Genomic DNA, 20,545 nt, shown 5'->3' with positions numbered 1-20,545 from the left:
AAAAATGGGGACGATATATGCTAAATATAGTCGAGAGCGGTTACCAAAATATCAAATAAAAACAAACATAATTAAAGACAAAAATATATACGTGTCTAAAACTGCTTTAACTAATTCTTCAAAAAGTCATATAAAGCAAATTTATGATAATTATAGAGTTTTAGACAAAATATATCTTGAAAATAGTCTTGTAAAGCCAATAGCTTTTGAAGAAGATACAATTGTCTTTGAGTATTTGCAAGGCAAAAATTTAGACCAGGTATTGATCAATTCAATAATAAATAAGTCAAGAGAACAAGTCTTTGAGATATTAGATTTGTACAGCAATTTTGTAAGTAGTGTAGGTGACAGAAATTATTGTGAATTTTATGAAACATCTGAATTTGTTGTTGCTTTCGGTAAGCATGAAAGACTGGTTGGTTTAAAAAGTTTTACTGTATCTAATATTGATCTGAATTTTGATAATATATTATTAGATGACAACAAACGCTTGTGTATCATCGATTATGAGTGGGTATATGAATTTCCTATCCCTTTAAATTTTATTAAATTTAGAGCTATCAACAGCTTTTATTATTCTCATTATAATCTTGTTCGAAATCTGATTTCGATTGATGAAATGTTTGAGTATGTTGGTATTTCTAATGAAGAAATACCGGAATATATTGAAATGGCTAACAAATTTGCGGATTTAATAGGTACTGAATCAGAGCGGGAATATCTTAATAAATATTTGAAGAAGGCTATACCGTTTAAATATGAGGAACCCAAAGTTTATAACGTACAGTTATTCTTTAGTTCTGATCAAAATTTTGCCGAAATTAACAGTATAAATGTTGGTCTAGAGGAACCTAGTCATAAGATTTCATTTGAGCTTTCTAAAGTAGGGAAAATATCATTCTTTCGTTTTGACCCTATGGAAACTAAAGGACTCGTAATTATTAAAGAAGTAGCTCTCAAAGATATAAAGGGTGAATTCGTAAATATAAATGAGCACTATACAAATGCAGACTGGAAGATAGGGAATAACTATCTATTCTTAGAGGATGATCCTCAAATTATATTTGAAGCCGAGTTTAAACAATACAAAAGCATAGAAATTACAATTGATTACGTGCAAAATTTCCCTGAAGAATTTATGTTTTTAGTAAAACAAGAGTATAGGCTGCTTAAAGAGGAATCATTACAAAAATTATTACAAAATAAAATTGAAAAAGAAAATTTGATCAACTCCTTAAATAATTTAAGCAAGGAGAAAATTAGCTTGGAATCAGATCTTAACAAGAGGGAGGAAGAAATTAATATATTGAATCAAGATTTAGAGTTATCTGGTCAAGAAATTAGCAGATTGTGTAATGAAGTTGAGCTATTAGGAGATAAAAATAACGAATTAAATGCATTATTAGAAGGTAGAGAAAAAATAATCTCTGAAATTTTTAATACAAAGTGGTGGAAAATTAGATTGTTTCTTGTAAAAATCTATATGAAGATCTCATCGCGCTTACATTTAAATAAATGATGTTAGGAATGATTTCGTTGAAAGAACTAGAAGTCTTTGATTTAATTGGTTTAATTCGACAAGATAATAATAAATGGGAAAGCACTACTAATGACCCTCAAATTTATTTTAAAGGAGCCTTTAAAAAAGGTTGGTATAGACTAGAATGTGAAGGTTCATCAGAAGATTTGAGGTTCCTTAAGTTATATATTGACTATGGTAACGGATTTAATGAAGATAATTCTGTTGTTATTGGTAAATTGGATCATAACAACTCGAATACTAAGCCAATTGAATTTAAACACGATGTAAGTTCATTGCGTCTAGATCCAGGCGATTCCCACGGTGTGTTTTCTCTAAAATGCAATATAAAAAGAATAAGTGCTTTACAAATTTGGATTCAAGCTTTTCTTAGCTTCAGACAGTTAAATAAAGATACAAACTCTGTTCTTATTACTAAAGTTATTAAAAAATGGAGACAGAATGGTTTCAAATGGTTATGGAACAAGGCAATTACACTTATGGCTAACAGGCCAGAGTATCAGGTAAGGGGATATGAGCCCTATAAGCATATTGAAGAATCAAATGTTAGAAACTATGATTATTCATATATTCCTTTGTATTCAATAATTATTCCTATATTTAAAATTAATGAAGATTATCTAGAAAAATGTCTTTCTTCTATTTTAAATCAATCTTATCAAAATTTTGAATTATTTATTCTTGGTAGAGGAAATATCAACGAATATCAATCATTAAAATTTAATAATAGTAAATCAACATTTGTTCATACTGATAAAGATAATATTTATGAGATGTTACTTGAAATAAGCGAAAAAATAAATGGAGATTATACCATTATATTACAACAGGAAGATTTCATTGCAAATAATACTCTTCATTATATTACTTTAAAGGCAAAAGAAAAAGCTGACTTAATTTTTACAAATGAAGATAGGTATATGGATAATGCTGGTTTCTTTGCTCCATTTTCTAAAGAAGAATATCTTGTTAACGGAAAAATAAATTCAAAAATAGTCGGTGAATTCATAGCTATAGATACAATGCTTTTTAGGGAAGTTTTAACTTTTGATAATAATAAAAATTATTCTGGTTTTTTGATGCAATGCCTTGGGACAGCCAAAAACATTCAACATATTCCTAAATTTCTTTACCATCGAAGAGCTATTGAGAGTATGTGGCCTAAGTCAAATTCAAAAATGGATATTATATCCTTTTATCTGCCTCAATTTCATGCTATACCAGAAAACGATGAATGGTGGGGAAAAGGGTTTACAGAATGGACTAATGTAAAAAAAGCAACCTCTTTATTTTCCGGGCATTATCAGCCTCACATTCCTGGAGAGTTAGGCTATTACAACTTAGTTGAAGATAAAGATATACAAGATAAACAGATACGCCTTGCAAAATCGTATGGAGTCTCTGGTTTTTGCTATTATTATTATTGGTTTGATGGAAAAAGATTGCTAGAGAAACCGTTGAATGCTTTTCTTGAAAACAAGAACTTGGATTTTCCATTCTGCATTTGCTGGGCGAATGAAAGTTGGACAAGACGATGGGATGGGCAAGAAAAAGAAGTGTTAATGAAGCAAGTACACAACCAGGACTCGGATCGGAGATTTATTGAAGATGTGATACCAGTTTTGAAAGATGAAAGGTATATTCGTATAAATAATGACTCGCCCTTACTACTTATCTATAGGGCCGAATTGTTTCCTGACCTGAAGGCCACTGTAGAATTTTGGAAGAGAAAATGTTGGGAGGAAGGTATTCCTAACTTGCATGTTTGCATGGTTCAATCCTTTGGACAGATTGATCCAACAATATATGGTTGTGATTCAGCTGTTGAATTTCCGCCGCATGGTATTTATGCCAATGAAATATCTAAAACGATTCCTGATTTAGTACCCGATTTTTCAGGAAATATATATGACTATCGTGAAGTAGTCGATAGATCACTTCAAAAAAGGAATTCTGGAGATTATAACTGGTTTAGAGGAACTATGCTAAGCTGGGATAATACAGCTAGAAGAAAAAGCTCTGCTAATGTTTTTAATTTTGCTAGCCCAATTGAGTATGAAAAATGGTTGGTTGGACTTGTAGATTATACTCGTAGATTCAATGAAAAAGAACATCAATTGATATTTGTGAATGCTTGGAATGAATGGGCTGAAGGTACTCATTTGGAACCGGATCAGAGACACGGGTATCAATATTTAGAAGCTACCAAAAGAGCAACGCTGGTGCGTTAGAATGGAGGTTCTTGGGAAAAATGGTAGAACCTAGTGAAACATTGGTGAGTGTTATAGTTCCCTCATATAATTATGAGAATTATATTATACCTGCGTTAGAATCAATTTATAATCAAACTTATCAACCGATTGAATTAATAGTTATAGATGATAATTCAAAAGATAATAGCTGCAATTTAATAAAAGAGACTATTAAGAGTAAAAACTACATTGAAAGGTTTAGATCAATAAAGTATATTCAGCATCAGTATAATAGAGGAGCTCATAATTCAATTAATGAAGGAATTCTCTCTTCCGTAGGTCAATATGTATCAATATTAAATGCCGACGATCTTTTTGAATCTAACAGAATTGAGGAACTTATAAAAGCTATTATCAACAAGAGTTCAGAATTTGTATTTTCAAAAATAAATGTGATTGATGCTTTTGGGAATGATGCTAGTTTTTCTTCAGACTTGGCGAAAAATTTTATCAAAACTCAAGAATCTATTAAAGAATTCCCCAGCGTTGGTTGGTCTTTTATTCCTCATAACACTGCTATTTCAACGGGAAATATGCTATTCAGTAGAAAGATATTTGATGCTGTGAAAGGATTTCGTAATTTGAAGTATTGCCATGATTGGGACTTTGCTCTAAGGTGTTTGCTTTTAACTGAACCGTTGTTTATAGAAACAACAAGGTATTATTACCGATTGCACGGTAATAATACGTTTATGTCTTTGGGTGATGTAGTGGATAAAGAAGTGAAAATTGTATTGGGAAATTATTTTAAACAATGCAGGAAAACAACAATTAATCAACTTGCCCCATCGCCTAGAAATTGGCCTGATATATTTTTTGATATGATTAAAAATTCGTCTTTGACAAATTTTTGGTATTTCTCCAAAACTATTGCGAATAATTATCTGCAATTTAAACAAAATCGAGCGGATTATAAAGACTATAAATATTTAAATTGGTTTTAAGAAAAACTTTTGAATTATAAACAAATACGGAAAAAGGCTGGAAAGTTAATAAATATTGATCTTCCAGCTTTCCTTAAACATTTTAAAAAATTAGCATGTATGAGGAGTAAGAAATGCTGCATAAAAAAATAGAGGAATCTTTTGGAGATAATAGAAATTTCATAATTTCCTTAGTTGCATCCAGTATACTAATGTCTTTACTATTAATGCTACCTATACTTAAAAATGTTCTTATTTATTCTCCGAGTATAAAGGATTTTTCAGAGCATGTCATGTCTTCTGCAACATCATTTAATCTTGATATAGGTAATCGAATAAAAAGTTATTACTTAGTTTTTTTTGGAATAGTTTTTATTTTTTTTGGCTTTTTTATTTCTTTTTACAAATTATTTTATAAAATATCGAATAATAACGACGAATTTTTTATATATATAAAAAATTTGTCATTTATTGGGATTGCCGGTATTATATCAAGTTTTTTATCGAGTTTTGACTTGGCAATTTATTTTGTAGGAGGAGCAGTATTCTTAAGTTTGGTATTTTTTAAAACTTCCAAATCGAAAAATTTAAATAACTCAGATATTGCATTAATGATATGGAATATACTTATTGCTATACCCTTAACTCTTTTTATATGGGTTATTTTAAGAAAATATAATACTATAGAAATCATTTCAAAAAAACCACTTTTAAAAATTGGATTATCAGAATCGATATTTTTCATTTTGATATGGTTTATAGTTACACTATGTATTTATTTTTTTATAAGAGTAATTATTCAAATAATTACTAAGAAATTCAATATTTCGATTGATAATTTTAAATCTTTAGTTGTTATCTCAAGTATTCCAGTAATGTTTACTGGAATTATTCAATCAATTTGTTTGGAAATTGGTAATATATTGAATAAACGTTTTGAGATTATTTTAAATAAACCTTATTTATTATATTTAATAATTTTAATGATTTCAATAATTGCTATGTTATTGATATTTATAAAATTAGCAAAAAAAGAAAGAAATTTTAATTTAAATATTGTAATTAATAAAATTTATATACCTGGAATATTGATTACCTTCTGTTTAATTATTGCCCAACCCGCTAAAATGGCAAGTGTTGGTAATGAATTTTTTGAAATGGCGAATCACGGTTTGTCAGTAGATCATTTTTTTAGATATGGCAGCTTGCCTATAGTTGAAACCTTTGATGCACATTTATTGTCAAATCAAGTGTTTGCCTATATATATTCTATATTTAACGGATATGAACCATGGGCAGCTTTCTTATATGATCAATATATTCAGGTGATATATATATTTATCCTTTATATCATAATAAAGTCTCTTATTGGGGAAATGAATTCATTTTTCTTTATGATTTCTTTTTCTTTACTTGATCAGCTATTTAATATGTATTTTTTATTATCGGCAATCCTGGCATTTTGTTTGTATAATTATTTTAAAAATAAACAAACTTTTCAAAACAGTATTTTATTTTGGCTTACTGCAACGGTTCTATGTATTTATAGGCTTGATTTAGGGGTAGCTGCTTTATTTGCTGCATTTTTAACTTATTTAGTTACGGCATTGTTATATAATAGAAGAACTGATATTATTAAATTTTTTACGATGGGTTTTGTAACCGGATGCTCTGCTTTATTTATTTTCGTAATCTTATGTTTATTTAAAAAGATTGATCCTTTAACTAGGCTCGTTGAACTGATTAAAATTTGTTTATCTAATCAAAATTGGGCTTATTCAACTGTTGGAGATAACAGGTTATTTGTATACTATTTGGTTTATTTTGTCTTTCCTTTAATAGTTATATTCATTCTTGGTTTTACCATTACAAAATTCTTTCTGTTTAAGAAAAAAATACTACAAGTAAATCAAAACCATTTTATTATGCTCTTATTTTTTTCTGTATTTTACCTATTTAATTTATCAAGAGGCATAGTACGGCATTCGCTGGCAGAAGGGACAGTAACTTTTATACTTGGAACCTTTTCCCTCTCGATATTAGTCTTTGTGGTAAGTATAAGCGGTGAGAAGCGCAAAGTTGTTAATTTTTTAGTTGCTTCATTAATTGTTGTGATTTTAACTAATAATACTATGACTTTCAATGGAAGTTCGTCAGTAGCTGCAAAAGCTATATCTTCAGTTAATTATCAAGATCAATACGTGAATACACAATCATTTAATAGGAGTAGGGTTAGTGGTGAGGAGCCTGATGATGTAAAACAACTTAAAAAAATTCTCGATTCTACATTAGCTGAAGAAGAAACCTATTTTGACTTTTCATCTTCAAACTATTATTATGCATTAGTAAATCGAAGAAATCCAATTTATGCAAATCAATCTCCACTAATGTTAAGTGGTGATAAAACGCAAGAATTGGCCCTGAATGAAATTAAATCCCAAAAACCTGCATTTGTCTTAATGCCCATTTTTGGGAATAAGTGGAGTGATATTGATGGTATTGCTGTGGACTTTAAATATTATTTAATTTCTGAGTATATTTACGAAAATTATACCCCATTGGCGAGGTTATCCAATTTTGATTTGTATTGTTTGAAAGGAAAAGAAGAGATTTATCAAGAAAAATTAAAGGAACAGGGGATATTACAAAATACATTATATTCCGGGGATTTCAGTTACATTAGTCCAACTGATCTTTTCAAACATAATTCGGATGTGAACCTTGATAAAGGAAACATGATAATTGAAACTAAAGGTGAAGATCCATATTTTATAGGGTTATGGTCGCAATTAATGAAATCAAAACCAGATATAAAAGAAAATTATGACCATAATAAACCAATTAAAATTTTTATTAATTTAGAATCATACAATTCAGGTAATATTCAACTATTCTACACCTTGAACGAAAATGAGGACTTCTCTGAAATTCAATCTCAAGTATTTGAAGTAGGTCAAGGAACAAAGAGAATAGAGATTGAATTGCCAACTGTCCCTAATGAAATAAGGATAGATGCTAATAGTTCGAAGGTTACATTAACAAGCATAGATATATCCCAAGGATTAACTATAATAAATGATCAGCCGGAGGTTTGGGTGAGAGAATTAGGAAGTATACCCAAACTATGGGCCGAGGAAGATGCCCACTTTAGAAAAGCACCGAATTTAATCAAGCCTATAGTTAGTATTTCTAATTTCAAAGTTAATGCAAGTACAATTAAGCATGATCAACCTATGTATTTGTTTTTACAAATTGAAAGTGCAACAGATCAAAAAAGTTCAATTGAATTAGTATCAAAATCTAAAATTCTAGGAGTGTTCAATTTTAATTTATTTAAAGGTACACATGAATATGCCATCAGATTAAGCTCAGATTACAAGTGGTGGAATGGTGAGGTAGAGAATGTTGTTTTTAACACACAAGAAAATGTTACATTCAATAAAATTAGTTTTTATCTGGAATATGAAGGGGAATATAAGGAATTGAATTTTGAGTAAAAAGCTACTTAATAGTTATCTGTAGAGAGTTTATTTAGACTCCCATGTGCGTTTAGTGACATGGGAGTCTAAAACTTTGCATAGATTCAAATTTTTATTTACTTGAATCTCTTTTTAGGTCCTCCGAGGTACATGCTATTTTTTAAAAGACGAGAGACATTAATGATTATTTGTTCCAAATAAAGTTACTAGTATGGCTTAGCATTGAGAAAGTATTATTTAGGGGGATATGCGTGAAGAAAAATATATCTTTAAATAGTTTATTTAACTTGCTTATGGTTATTTCAATCATTGGCATATGTGTATTAGCAGGAATAAAGAGAATTTACCTTTCTGATTTTGTACCAATTAATGGGGACTTTCAAACCTATAATGGGCTCAGACGTCTATTAGACGGACAAATTCCGTTTAAAGATTTTTATTTTTATCTAGGTCTAGGACCATTATATTTAAACTCGTTTTTTTTGTTACTATTCGGAAATAACTTTACCAATAGCTTGTTTGTTACTAATTTTATAACAGCACTAATGTTTTCTATAGCAATATTGGTAGTGTTAATGTTAAATCGTGTTAAAAATAGCAATGCTTTAATTATTACTTTTATAATTACGGCTTTAGGATTGGGTATTAAAGATCCACACAATTTTTATGTTTTTTTTGAAAGAATTAATTTTTTATATTATGTTTTTCCGGGAGTTTCATTAAGAATGCAAAGGGCATTCTTGCCTTTTTTCATTGCACTACTCTTTTTATTGCTAGATAAAAGAATAAAGTGGTTGGATAATGAAATAATACGTGTCGGTTTATTGGGATTACTTTCAGGTTCATGTTTATTATGGTCTAATGATTATGGAATAAGTGTATGTTTGGCTATTAGTTATATCTTCTTTTTAACAAAATTTCATTTAAACTTAACTTTCATGAAACAATTTCTTATTTATATTTTGGGGGCTTTTTTAGGGGCAGTTTTTCTTGTTCTCCTATTTACTTGGGGAAATCTTTATAACTGGATAGACTATAATTTCTTTGGAGTTGCAAAAGACCAATTTTGGTATTATGAAAGAAATGCAACCAGCAAATTTTTAGTCCTTACCGATTTACCGATTAATTTTGAAATTGTTTGTGGCATTTTAATGTCGCTCTTCTTATCTTATAAAGTAAGGAAAGGGAAGGCAACAAAAAAAGAGATTTTATTATTACTAGTTATGCTAAGTACGCTTTTAGCGGGTTATGCTTACGCAATTGGAAGCTTAAAAGAAGGACAATTTATTCCCTTTTATTTGATTTTTTATATTTCGGTTTTTTCAATAATACTTAATTATATTAAAAGTATTCATTTTATTAATAAAAAGCTAGCTGTCTTTATAAAAATTTTTATCCCTATTATGGTTTTATTTTTTTTAGTACCAAAAATCAGTATTTCAATTAATCAGTTACACGAAAACAGAGGAGTTTATGTAAAGGAGCTTGGAGGAAATTTATCACAATATGGAGAATCACTTCAACTTGTTGCTAAGTACTTTGTTTCAGATGGGGAATTGTTCTCAACATATTCTTCTGCGCTTGATGTAATGTCGGATAAATTTCAACCTTCAGGAATTGACTACCTTATTCATGTATTAGGCGACCAATATAGAGAAAAATATTTAAAAAGTTTTCATGAAAATAGACCTAGGTATGTTACTACGATTCGTGAGGATTATACACAATGGGAATATTGGGTTAAACGGGAAAATTGGTTTTTTTATAGAGAGTTTCTCAAGAATTATAAACCAATAGCGGTCACTGAATACAATATTTTATGGGAAAAGACAAACAAAGACATGTTGGTGAAGGCAACGGTAGAGGATTTGAAAGTCACACAAGTAAGTGAAAATACTGTCGAGATATATGTAAAAACGAATCCAAAAATAACCAACGCCGTGGCCGATGTTACGATTAATTATTCGAGTCATTGGAACAAGAAGAGATGGAAGGGATTGGGGGTAAGGAAAATTGTTAATGTATCAGATGGTTGGAACATTGAAGGACAAGGAAACTATAATATTCCCGAAGAACATAGTAATTATGCAATACCGATTCGAATTATCGACGGTGAAGGCGTTGTACAAATAACATCTTACCCAACAGATCTGACCAATATAGCAGTTGAGTATGCTAATATAAATAATTTTTATATAGATAAGATAAATTATGATATTGTTAAAGAGAACATGTTAACTGATGTGCGACTTAAAAATGCATATGATAAGGATATTGTAACTATTTCAGACTTTACTGATGCAAATTGGGAGAAGGGGGTTAACCGAGGTAATCCATCAATTATACTATTTGAGAACAATCTGAATAATCATTTGAGTTTAAAACATACAAAATTCATAGATATTAATGGATTAATTTATTCAATAGAAAAAATCGAATTTAAAGACTCGAATTGGATACATGTTTATTTAGATAAGTCATTGATGGATAAAGTTGAATATTTTCAATTAATGTAGCTTTGCCAAAGTAAAATATGGTTATTTAATGAAAAGCCATAAAAAAAATGATAGTATTATCTATATGCCGTTATTTAGGAGATAAAAATGCTTATTATACTTTTACTTCTAGCGATGATTTTCAACATCGTCGCTCAAATTACCTTAAAACATGGAATTAATCTAATTAACCTGAATGGTATCAATCTTCAAACTATTACAAAAATGCTATCCTCACCTTATCTTTGGTCTGGAGCATTTATGTACGGTATTAGTTTTATATTTTATATTTTTGCCTTATCAAAGGGGGAATTGGGAAGGGTTTCCCCGGTTTCCCAAGCTTTGACTACTATGGGGATTGTGACGGTATCCGTATTGATATTTCATGAACCTTTAACTGTGTACAAAATTGTAGGGGTCTTGTTTTTGATAGCGGGAACCATAATTATCTTCTACTAAAACTCTACTCTAAAAATAATGAAAGGAATTGACCTTTTTTGGACTATGATTATGTGATTTTTGGAGCAGGTATATATGGCCTTTATGCAGCTCACTTGCTAGCGAAAAAAGACATGAAGGTGGCAGTCGTTGAGTTTGACGACACCCCCCTCCAAAGAGCCAGTTATATTAATCAGGCAAGGGTTCATAACGGATATCACTATCCGCGTAGTGTGTCGACAGCTGTAAAATCGGCTCATTATTACGAAAGATTTGTACGAGACTTTTCATTTGCAATCAATGACCGCTTCAAAAAAGTTTATGCTATTTCGGCATGCGATTCTTTAACTAATGCAGAGCAATTTTTAAATTTTTGTAACTTTGTAGATATTCCGGCTGTCGAGATAAATAGTAGGATATATTTCAATCCAGGTACGGTAGAAGCAACTTTTGAAACTTTGGAATACAGTTATGATGCTAATCTGATTCGGAATTGGTATGTTGAAGAGTTGGGCAAATTCAGCAATGTGTCTTTAAACTATAATAAAGAGTTGCTTACCGTTCAACAAAACGATTCGGAGTTTATCCTTCAATTCGCCGATGGGTCAACATATGTTACTTCAAATATTTTAAATGCAACATACGCAAGCATTAATCAAATTTTAAAGAGGTTCGATTACGAAATGTTTACGACCAAATATGAGATTTGTGAAGTTATCATGACTGAGGTTACCAATAATATCAAAAATGTTGGTATTACAGTTATGGACGGTCCGTTCTTTTCTCTTATGCCTTTTGGAGAAAGCGGGTATCATTCGTTAACTTCGGTGGGGCATACGCCACATGAGTCATCGTTCAGTTCTTTACCGGAATTTTCTTGCCAACACTATACAGACAAATGCTCCTCAAATCAGTTGTTTAACTGTAATGTTTGTGCAGCCAGACCGAATACGGCTTGGACAAGAATGCATCAGCTTTCCAAAAAATATTTGATTCCAGAAATTGATGTGACTTATAGAAAGTCGTTATTTGCTGTAAAAGCGTTAATTAGCGCTTCTGAGCTTGATGATTCACGTCCAACAGTAATCAAGGAGTTTTCCGAAACTCCTCGATTCTTGTCGGTATTCTCCGGTAAATTCAATACTATTTACGATTTGGAGGAAGTACTATGAAAGAACAAGTGTTTGTTTCTATTGTTCTTTATGCACAAAATAACGAGCATGAAATTTCTCAAGCACTAATTGATGTGGATCGAACAATGATGAATCATTTTAAAAACTACGAAATTATTTTAGTAAATGATTTTAGTCAGGACAATACTTTGGAAGAAGCCCACAATGTGATGCAAAATATATACGGTGATACTACAATTATCAACCTATCAAGGAATCATGGTGTAGAACATGCCATGATGGCCGGATTAAACAGATCGATGGGGGATTTTGTTTTTGAAGTCGAATCTCTATCAATAGATTTTGATATGAAAATGTTATATGAGATGTTTAAAGTTTCAACAACCAAAGGCATCGATATTGTTGCAGCATCATCGGGACAGGCTAACTGGAAATCAAGACTATTTTATAGGATTTTAAATAAAATTTCTTATTTAAATTTATCTTTATCTACCGAATCAGTTCGCTTAGTAACTCGTAGGGCATTAAATGCGATGTTAAATTTGAAGGAAAGAGTCAGATACCGTAAAGCTCTTTATGAACTAACGGGATATTCCAAAACTTTATATCAGTACAGGGCCTTAAGTAAGGCTCCAAGCAGAAAAGTGAATCGTGAAAACATATCCTTGGCTTTGGATGCATTAGTTTCATTTTCTCATTTTGGATTAAGAACCGCACACCTTCTAACGGCCATTTTCTTCGCTTTTTCTTTATTTATGGGCGGATATGCTTTGTATAATTACTTTTTTAATCAATCTGTAGTTCAAGGTTGGACTACACTAATGATTTTGATTTCACTCGGTTTTGCAGGTTTATTCTTTATTGGTGGAGTAATTGGAGAATATACCTCGCGGATTTTGATAGAAATTCAAAATCGGCCATTCTACAGTACGAAATCCGTTGAAATGTATAAAGAGAAAAAGCCGCGCTTTGAACTTATTAAGGATCGAAATAGTGTTTCTAATCAATAGAGGAGAGATCAAATTGAATAAACGGTGTTTACTTGGCTATACGGGGTACGTTGGTTCGACATTGCTATCCCAGACGCAATTTGATGATCTATATAACTCCAAAAATATAGAGACCATTAAAGGCAAAGAGTATGACCTTTTGATTTGCGCAGCAGCACCAGCGGTGAAGTGGAAAGCAAATCAAGCTCCAGTTGAAGACTTGGAAAATATCAAAAAACTAATGGAAGCAATAAAAGGCGTTAGAGTGAATAAATTCGTGCTAATCTCAACCGTAGACATATATCAGGATCCAGTTGATGTGGATGAAACTACCATTATTGATCCGGAACTTACAGAGCCATATGGCAAACATAGATTTTACCTAGAACAATTTATTCGGGAGAACTTCGGGGATAACCTGATTATTCGCTTGCCTGGCTTATTTGGTAAGGGGCTGAAGAAGAATTTTATTTATGATATTATTTATAATAATGCTTTGCACCTGACGCATTTTCGGAGCGAATTCCAATTTTATAATACGGCTCGACTCTGGAACGATGTTCAAGTTGCTCTTAATCACAAGTTGTCGCTAGTTAACTTTGCAACTCAACCGGTTAGTGCCAAAGAAATTGCTTACCAATCGATTGGCTTAGTTTTTCAAAACGCAACAGAGAAAGAGCCAGTTCGCTACAATATGAAGAGTAAATTTGCTCAATTATTTAATCCTTACGCCTCCGAAGGATATATGTCTTCAAAAGAAGAAGTTTTAAATGAAATTAGCTCCTTCATTTTGGAAGCGAGGAAGCATTTATGAGACTATCGATTTCTAATATTGCATGGGATTCGGAAGAAGATGATTTAGTCATTCCGTTATTAAAAAAAATGGGAATCACAGAAATCGAAATTGCGCCTACAAAGTTCTGGAAACAGCCATTACAAATATCCGATTCTCAAATAGATAATTTAAGAAGAGACTGGCTTAATAAGGGGTTCAGCTTTGTTGCGATGCAGTCCTTATTGTTTGGCCAAAACCATTTAAATATGTTTTCTTCCGACGACTCTCGCCAAGAAATGGTTCATTATCTATCCGGGATTATTTCCTTGGCAGGGAAACTGGGAGTCAATTCACTGGTTTTTGGATCCCCTAAAAACAGAAAAGCGGGATCGCTTTCCCATAAAAAGCAAATGGATATTGCCATTCCCTTCTTTGAGCAATTGGGAACTCTTGCTGGGCAGGCAGGAGTTATTCTATGCATTGAAGCAAATCCGGTTCAATATGGATGTGACTTTATTACCAATACGGATGAAGCTATAACGTTAGTTCGTGAGGTAGGGAATCCCGGATTCCGCCTTCATTTGGATGCAGGGGCAATGGCATTAAACAACGAAGATATCTATTCGGTTATTGAACGGAGTATGCCTTATTTGCAGCATTTTCATGTCAGTGAACCTTATCTTAATTTAGTTGGGCCTGGGATAACAAAACATAAACAGATGGCACAGGCGCTAAAAGCTTTAGGATATGATAAATGGGTGTCCATTGAAATGAAAAATAATTTACTGTCTAACAATACTGAAAGTGTTGAGACAGCTGTAACTTATGCTTTGGAGACCTATATACAGCAAGGAGCGAACCTATTAACATGATACCTAGTTGGCAAGTTCCCCAATATAATTTGAAGGAATTTAAGCCGAAAGTACATGACTATTGTGTATGCATCCCAGTTATTAATGAGGGAATAAAAATTCAAAAACAATTAGCTAAGTTAAAAGAATTTTCTGATAAAATTGATATCATTATTTTGGATGGTGGCAGCACGGACGGTTCTTTAAATGAACATATTTTGTTGGAAAATGACGTCAGAACTCTTCTGACCAAACAAGATAGGGGGAAATTAAGCGCACAGTTAAGAATGGGGTTTGCGTATGCTCTTGAAGAGGGTTATAAAGGAATTGTAACTGTGGACGGAAATAACAAGGATAGTGTTGAGTCGATTCCTGACTTCATAAAAAAACTAAATGAAGGCTATGACTTTATTCAAGGTTCGCGTTATGTACCTGGCGGAAAAGAGATTAATACGCCTTTGTCCCGAAAGTTGGCAATTAAGCTAATACATGCTCCGTTTATCTCATTGATGGCGGGATTTCGCTATACGGACACTACCAACGGATTTAGAGCACATTCAAGTGTTTTTTTGCAGGATCATCGATTGCAGCCGTTTCGTGACGTATTTGAAACCTACGAATTATTGGCTTATTTATCAGTCAAAGCCCCAAGATTGGGATATAAAGTAATTGAAATCCCGGTTACACGCTCTTATCCTAAGGGTAAAGTACCTACTAAAATAAGTCCTTTGCGAGGTAATTGGCTACTTATCAAAATTTTGCTTTACTTGTGTTTCAAAAGGTATGATATAAAGTATGATGTAAATTATGATGATAGGAGCATAACTAAGGAGGAGCAATGAAGGGAATAATACTAGCAGGTGGTACAGGCTCACGCCTCTACCCACTAACCAAAGTAACCAATAAGCACTTATTGCCGGTTGGTAAATACCCAATGATTTTTCATGCCGTTAGTAAACTTAAACAGGCTGATATCACTGATATCCTTATAGTTACCGGTAAAGATCACATGGGGGATGTTGTAAATCTCCTTGGCAGTGGCAGCGATATGGGGGTTTTTTTCACCTATAAGGTTCAAGACGAAGCTGGAGGGATTGCACAGGCCTTGGGTTTGGCAGAACAGTTTGTTGGTGATGATCAGATAGTCGTTATCCTTGGAGATAATGTTTTTGCCGATGATATTTCTCCATTCGTGGCCAACTTCAAAAAGCAGCAAACAGGGGCGAAAATTCTTATTCAAGAAGTTCATGATCCTAAACGCTTCGGTGTTCCTGAGTTGCAAGGTGATCGGATTCTTTCTATTGAAGAGAAACCTCAGAATCCTAAATCGAATTATGCAGTAACCGGAATTTATATGTTCGATCATAAAGTCTTTGAGATTGTAAAGACATTAAAACCGTCCGCTCGTGGCGAGCTGGAAATCACCGATGTCAATAATGCATATATTGAACGTGGAGAGCTTAGTTACGATGTTCTCCAAGGCTGGTGGACGGATGCGGGTACGCATGCGTCGCTGGCGAGAGCTAACGAGCTCGCAAAGGACCTCGTATTTGGGGAAGAGTTTGGGAAACTTAAGCTTTAGATAGATAGGGAGGATGGTTGACAATGAAACTCACCTCGCTTAAGTTGGAAGGCGCGGCATTGCTTGAACCGGTGGTACATGGGGATCACCGGGGTTTTTTTATGGAAAGTTACAATGAGTCGGTGATTTGCAAGCTTGGCATAAATTATGAATTTATTCAGGACAATCAGTCGTTATCTGCTGAGCCGGGAGTGCTGCGGGGGCTGCATTATCAGCTGAATCCTAAGGCGCAAACGAAATTGATTCGGGTGCTGTCCGGGGCGATTTATGACGTGATCTTGGATATTCGCAAGAGTTCCCCCACTTTTGGTCAATGGGTCGGTGTTATTCTAAGTGAATACAACAAACGCCAATTGTTGGTTCCTAAAGGCTTTGCTCATGGTTTTTGTACCCTCATACCAAACACACAAGTTCTATATAAAGTGGACGAATATTATTCTCCGGAGCATGACCGCGGCATATTATGGAATGATCCGGCTTTAAAAATTGATTGGCCGGTCAGTGAGCCGTTGCTTTCGGACAAAGACCGGAGGCATCCGACATTCGCGGAAGCGGAATTGAATTTCGACTAGGAGGACCTTTTTCATGAAGCTGCTTGTGACAGGCGGTGCCGGATTTATCGGCAGTAACTTTGTTTTATATATGCTTAAACAGCATCCGGAATACCAAATTGTGAATATAGATGCGCTGACCTACGCGGGGAACTTGGAAAACCTGAAGTCGGTGGAAGGTAACCCCAATCATACTTTCGTGAAGGCGGATATTACGGACGCCAAAGCGATGGATCAATTGATCGGTCAAGGCGTTGACGTTATTGTTAATTTTGCGGCGGAGTCGCATGTGGACCGGAGCATTTTGGAGCCTGATGTATTCGTGAGAACGAATGTATTGGGGACTCAGGTGCTGCTTGACGCAGCAAAAAAGCATAGCGTTAAGAAATTCGTGCAGGTGTCTACAGATGAGGTCTACGGAACTCTGGGAGAAACGGGATTGTTTACTGAGGAAACGCCACTGGCGCCAAATAGCCCGTACTCGGCTAGCAAGGCCGGCGGGGATTTATTGGTGCGCGCGTATCATGAAACCTTTGGGCTTTCGGTGAACATCACCCGTTGCTCCAATAACTACGGTCCGTATCAGTTTCCGGAGAAATTGATCCCCTTGATGATTTCCAAGGCTTTGGCCAATGAGGCACTGCCGGTTTACGGCGACGGGTTGAATATTCGCGACTGGCTGTATGTCGAGGATCACTGCAGTGCGATTGATTTGGTGATTCACCAAGGGCAGAATGGCGAAGTATACAACATTGGCGGAAACAACGAACGGACGAATCTGCATATTGTGCGGACGATTTTGGAGCAGCTAGGCAAACCGGAGTCGTTGATCAAACATGTGCAGGATCGACCCGGACATGACCGCCGTTATGGCATTGATCCAACGAAGACAACGCAAGAGCTTGGCTGGAAACCAAGGTATTCTTTTGAAACCGGGATTCAAGAAACGATTCGCTGGTATCTGGACAATAAGGAATGGTGGACACGGATTCAATCCGGTGCGTATCAAGAGTATTATGCCAAGCAATATGGCGACCGTTTGGGTGAGCGCTCATGAGAGTGCTCGTCACCGGGGCCGGAGGACAGCTAGGAAAAGACGTCGTGCTGCTTTTTGAGCAAGCCGGGCATGAGATTCTTCCAAGTGATCGGGTGTCGCTGGATATTACCGATTATGAGATGTGTTTGGAACGCGTTCAGGAATTCAAGCCCGATGCGGTCATCCACTGTGCGGCATATACCGCAGTAGATCAAGCGGAAACCGATGTTGATGCGGCCTATACGGTGAATGCAGTAGGAACCAGAAATATGGTCGTTGCTACCGAGCAGGTTAAGGCTAAGTTTTGCTATATCAGCACGGATTACGTTTTTGATGGAACCGCAACCTCCGTATATCAGGAATACGACAACACCAATCCCCAAAGTGTCTACGGTAAATCCAAGCGGGCGGGCGAAATTCTGGTGCAAAGCTTATCTTCCGCGTTTTTTATCGTGCGAACTTCCTGGGTGTACGGACTGTATGGCCATAACTTTGTGAAAACGATGTTGAAGCTCGGCCAAGAGAAGCCGACGCTTAATGTGGTGAACGATCAAAAAGGCTCCCCAACCTATACGGTGGATTTAGCAGCGTTTCTTTTGGAGCTGGTTCAAACGGAAAAGTACGGAATTTACCACGCTTCGAACGCAGGGGAATGCACGTGGTTTGAGTTTACCCAAGCGATTTTTGCGGAAGCTGAAAATATATTCAGTCAAACCTATCCGGTTCGTGTGGAGCCCTGTACGACGGATGAATTTCCACGTCCGGCTCGGCGTCCACGGAATTCGGTGATGGATCATCTGTCGATCCGTACGAACGGGTTTCAGGATTTGCGGCCTTGGCGGGAAGGGCTGAGGGCGTTTTTGATTGAGCTTAAAGAAAGCCAAGATAGTTAATTCTTTTCACGGTGTCGATTGTTGACGTCCGCCGAGCGGCGGACGTCAACATCCTCTGCCAATTCTACACCTTCCCCACCCACATCTCACCCACCGAAATCTTCATCCGGCTGAGCCAAACGGTAAGGAACAAACTGATAGAGGCGCACAGCACAAAGGATATCACCGTTTGTGAATACACGTCCAGCATATACAAATAGTCGATGGCCAAACGGCTGGTGAAACTCAAGACGAAAGCGTGCATGAGATAGGTACCAAAGGAATATTTGCCGAACAAGGCGAGAAGTTGGGTAAACTTCGTTGGTTTACTGGCCAACTTCATCGCGGCGGCGAAGATGAGCACGATCAAAGCGATGATGGTAATCATCATAAACGGTTTAAGCGGCGCCGTTACGTTGGCGGTGTAGAGATACGGATCGCCGGTGGAACTGCCGGTAATCCGGACGATATCGTCAAAAATGAAGTAAAAGCAAACCGCCAGAGCCGCGATGGCTACGTATTTGGCTTTGTCGACAAATTTCTTCCATGTTTCGTAGTACAGCCCCGCCAAACCACCCAGCATAAAATAAAACATCCAGAACAGGAAGTTCCGGTCCAGATAGTCAAAAATAAAGGCAAGCTGCGGATTGTCCGAGGCGATCATGCCTTTGGACAAGGCGTAAACTAAAATGAGATTCACCACAAAGAAAACGGCCACGACGAGCAGATTGAGCCAGGTTTTTCTTTTTTTGGACATCAGTAATCGAAACCAGGGAAACAAAATGTAAAACGGAATGATCATCACCATAAACCACAGATGATATGAGGCCTTCCCCGTTAGAGCGGCTTCCACCAGGTTAAGCAGCTCATTCCAGGTCGTTGATGCCGGAACGCCGCTTAAGAAGCTGACCCAAACAAAGTAAAAAACGGTCCAGGTCAAATAGGGCAGGATGATTTGCCGGAATCTTTTCCGCAAAAAGCTCAGATAGTTCAGTTTGCCGTCATAATTATAAAATAACACCACGCCGGTGATAAAAACGAACAGCGGAACCGCAAAGCGGATGAATCCGAGGAACGTCGTCCCGGCGATGATGGATGGGGCGCTTAAACCCGGTTGGTAAAAGACGCCGGCGATGACATGCTGCAATACGACCGCCAAAAATGCAATCCCTCGCAAGATTTCGATCTCTTCCAATTTTGCTTTTTTCAAGGGGAATTCCTCCAGAAGCTTTTGTCATAAAATTACCATAATGAAAAAGTGCTGCTCCGTCAACTGAAGTGCACTCAACCGCTTTTTGTTCGCAAATACTCCTATATCAACCGCTACAAAATGATCTATAAAAACCTTTCCGGCTATCAATGGTTAAAACATCTGCCGAAGCTCTTGGCCTATGAACTGGCCAGCAACGGGTACATTTTGCTGAGGGAACCGAAGGTGTTGGGCGCGTGGAAGGACTTTTTTGAGCAGCTGCCGCATCTGCGGGAGAAACGAAGAATTATTCGGGAGAAAAAGCGTGCGGCCTCCAGTAAAAAGAATTACCAGTAGAAAAAGAATAGGCTTCGATAATGGAAACTATCTATTTCCTATTGAAGCTCTTATAGCGGGTCGCCCAACGGGGATCGGTTGCC

17 protein-coding genes are annotated in these 20,545 nt (G+C 35.4%); 16 read left to right on the top strand and 1 reads right to left on the bottom strand.

Translation table 11 applies throughout. The annotated features are described in order from the left end of the window. Positions 1-4 precede the first annotated feature (4 nt). The 15 genes from EHV15_RS04005 to rfbD all read left to right on the top strand — a co-directional run bounded on the left by EHV15_RS04005 (position 5) and on the right by rfbD (position 18,937). Positions 5-1,519, top strand: a complete 1,515-nt coding sequence (locus EHV15_RS04005; RefSeq protein ID WP_128630100.1) for a coiled-coil domain-containing protein — start codon at positions 5-7, stop codon at positions 1,517-1,519. 17 nt (positions 1,520-1,536) lie between these two features. Beyond that, positions 1,537-3,771, top strand: a complete 2,235-nt coding sequence (locus EHV15_RS04000; RefSeq protein WP_178075755.1) for a glycoside hydrolase family 99-like domain-containing protein — start codon at positions 1,537-1,539, stop codon at positions 3,769-3,771. A 20-nt stretch (positions 3,772-3,791) separates the two neighbouring features. Continuing rightward, positions 3,792-4,736: a glycosyltransferase family 2 protein gene (locus EHV15_RS03995; protein WP_128630098.1), complete on the top strand. Its 945-nt coding sequence runs from the start codon at positions 3,792-3,794 to the stop codon at positions 4,734-4,736. A 113-nt stretch (positions 4,737-4,849) separates the two neighbouring features. After that, positions 4,850-8,212: a hypothetical protein gene (locus EHV15_RS03990; RefSeq protein WP_128630097.1), complete on the top strand. Its 3,363-nt coding sequence runs from the start codon at positions 4,850-4,852 to the stop codon at positions 8,210-8,212. Between the two features lie 233 nt (positions 8,213-8,445). Continuing rightward, positions 8,446-10,710, top strand: coding sequence for a hypothetical protein (locus EHV15_RS03985; protein ID WP_128630096.1), 2,265 nt, complete (start codon positions 8,446-8,448; stop codon positions 10,708-10,710). A gap of 87 nt (positions 10,711-10,797) precedes the next feature. Next, on the top strand, positions 10,798-11,148 hold the full coding sequence (locus EHV15_RS03980) for an EamA family transporter (RefSeq protein ID WP_128630095.1): 351 nt from the start codon (positions 10,798-10,800) through the stop codon (positions 11,146-11,148). Between the two features lie 38 nt (positions 11,149-11,186). After that, positions 11,187-12,299, top strand: a complete 1,113-nt coding sequence (locus EHV15_RS03975; RefSeq protein WP_128630094.1) for an FAD-dependent oxidoreductase — start codon at positions 11,187-11,189, stop codon at positions 12,297-12,299. After that, on the top strand, positions 12,296-13,270 hold the full coding sequence (locus EHV15_RS03970) for a glycosyltransferase (RefSeq protein WP_128630093.1): 975 nt from the start codon (positions 12,296-12,298) through the stop codon (positions 13,268-13,270). The genes EHV15_RS03975 and EHV15_RS03970 overlap by 4 nt, the downstream gene beginning before the upstream one ends. A 13-nt stretch (positions 13,271-13,283) precedes the next feature. Beyond that, positions 13,284-14,063, top strand: a complete 780-nt coding sequence (locus EHV15_RS03965; protein WP_128630092.1) for an NAD-dependent epimerase/dehydratase family protein — start codon at positions 13,284-13,286, stop codon at positions 14,061-14,063. After that, the gene (locus EHV15_RS03960; protein WP_128630091.1) at positions 14,060-14,896 is read left to right on the top strand and encodes a sugar phosphate isomerase/epimerase family protein; all 837 of its coding nucleotides are present in this window, start codon (positions 14,060-14,062) and stop codon (positions 14,894-14,896) included. The genes EHV15_RS03965 and EHV15_RS03960 overlap by 4 nt, the downstream gene beginning before the upstream one ends. Continuing rightward, positions 14,893-15,717, top strand: coding sequence for a glycosyltransferase family 2 protein (locus tag EHV15_RS03955; RefSeq protein WP_128630090.1), 825 nt, complete (start codon positions 14,893-14,895; stop codon positions 15,715-15,717). Before EHV15_RS03960 ends, EHV15_RS03955 begins: the two co-directional genes overlap by 4 nt. Beyond that, positions 15,714-16,457: a sugar phosphate nucleotidyltransferase gene (locus tag EHV15_RS03950; RefSeq protein WP_128630089.1), complete on the top strand. Its 744-nt coding sequence runs from the start codon at positions 15,714-15,716 to the stop codon at positions 16,455-16,457. Before EHV15_RS03955 ends, EHV15_RS03950 begins: the two co-directional genes overlap by 4 nt. 23 nt (positions 16,458-16,480) lie before the next feature. After that, positions 16,481-17,029: a dTDP-4-dehydrorhamnose 3,5-epimerase gene (rfbC, locus tag EHV15_RS03945; RefSeq protein WP_128630088.1), complete on the top strand. Its 549-nt coding sequence runs from the start codon at positions 16,481-16,483 to the stop codon at positions 17,027-17,029. Between the two features lie 13 nt (positions 17,030-17,042). Then, complete coding sequence (gene rfbB, locus EHV15_RS03940; RefSeq protein ID WP_128630087.1) at positions 17,043-18,065, top strand: dTDP-glucose 4,6-dehydratase; 1,023 nt, start codon at positions 17,043-17,045, stop codon at positions 18,063-18,065. Further along, entirely contained in the window at positions 18,062-18,937 is an 876-nt protein-coding gene (gene rfbD / locus EHV15_RS03935; RefSeq protein ID WP_128630086.1) for a dTDP-4-dehydrorhamnose reductase, read from the top strand. Before rfbB ends, rfbD begins: the two co-directional genes overlap by 4 nt. Before the next feature lie 64 nt (positions 18,938-19,001). Here the strand turns inward: rfbD and EHV15_RS03930 are convergent, their stop codons facing one another. Then, a complete protein-coding gene (locus tag EHV15_RS03930; protein WP_128630085.1) occupies positions 19,002-20,126 on the bottom strand; it encodes an acyltransferase in 1,125 nt (374 codons plus the stop codon). A gap of 120 nt (positions 20,127-20,246) precedes the next feature. Here EHV15_RS03930 and EHV15_RS03925 point away from each other — a divergent pair, with 120 nt between their 5' ends. Continuing rightward, entirely contained in the window at positions 20,247-20,462 is a 216-nt protein-coding gene (locus EHV15_RS03925; RefSeq protein ID WP_246061298.1) for a hypothetical protein, read from the top strand. Positions 20,463-20,545 lie beyond the last annotated feature (83 nt).

Origin of the sequence: Paenibacillus oralis (assembly GCF_003863965.1) — a bacterium.
GTDB classification, from domain to species: domain Bacteria; phylum Bacillota; class Bacilli; order Paenibacillales; family Paenibacillaceae; genus Fontibacillus; species Fontibacillus oralis.
The sequence above is the reverse complement of the archived record's forward strand: the minus strand, read 5'-3'. Positions and strand labels throughout refer to the sequence as shown.

Bases quoted from the DNA above. Each gene is read 5' to 3' on its own strand.
- EHV15_RS04005 (WP_128630100.1), top strand. From the start codon at position 5: ATGGGGACGATATATGCTAAATATAGTCGAGAGCGGTTACCAAAATAT.
- EHV15_RS03995 (WP_128630098.1), top strand. From the start codon at position 3,792: ATGGTAGAACCTAGTGAAACATTGGTGAGTGTTATAGTTCCCTCATAT.
- EHV15_RS03990 (WP_128630097.1), top strand. From the start codon at position 4,850: ATGCTGCATAAAAAAATAGAGGAATCTTTTGGAGATAATAGAAATTTC.
- EHV15_RS03980 (WP_128630095.1), top strand. From the start codon at position 10,798: ATGCTTATTATACTTTTACTTCTAGCGATGATTTTCAACATCGTCGCT.
- EHV15_RS03970 (WP_128630093.1), top strand. From the start codon at position 12,296: ATGAAAGAACAAGTGTTTGTTTCTATTGTTCTTTATGCACAAAATAAC.
- EHV15_RS03960 (WP_128630091.1), top strand. From the start codon at position 14,060: ATGAGACTATCGATTTCTAATATTGCATGGGATTCGGAAGAAGATGAT.
- EHV15_RS03955 (WP_128630090.1), top strand. From the start codon at position 14,893: ATGATACCTAGTTGGCAAGTTCCCCAATATAATTTGAAGGAATTTAAG.
- EHV15_RS03950 (WP_128630089.1), top strand. From the start codon at position 15,714: ATGAAGGGAATAATACTAGCAGGTGGTACAGGCTCACGCCTCTACCCA.
- rfbC (WP_128630088.1), top strand. From the start codon at position 16,481: ATGAAACTCACCTCGCTTAAGTTGGAAGGCGCGGCATTGCTTGAACCG.
- rfbB (WP_128630087.1), top strand. From the start codon at position 17,043: ATGAAGCTGCTTGTGACAGGCGGTGCCGGATTTATCGGCAGTAACTTT.
- rfbD (WP_128630086.1), top strand. From the start codon at position 18,062: ATGAGAGTGCTCGTCACCGGGGCCGGAGGACAGCTAGGAAAAGACGTC.
- EHV15_RS03925 (WP_246061298.1), top strand. From the start codon at position 20,247: ATGATCTATAAAAACCTTTCCGGCTATCAATGGTTAAAACATCTGCCG.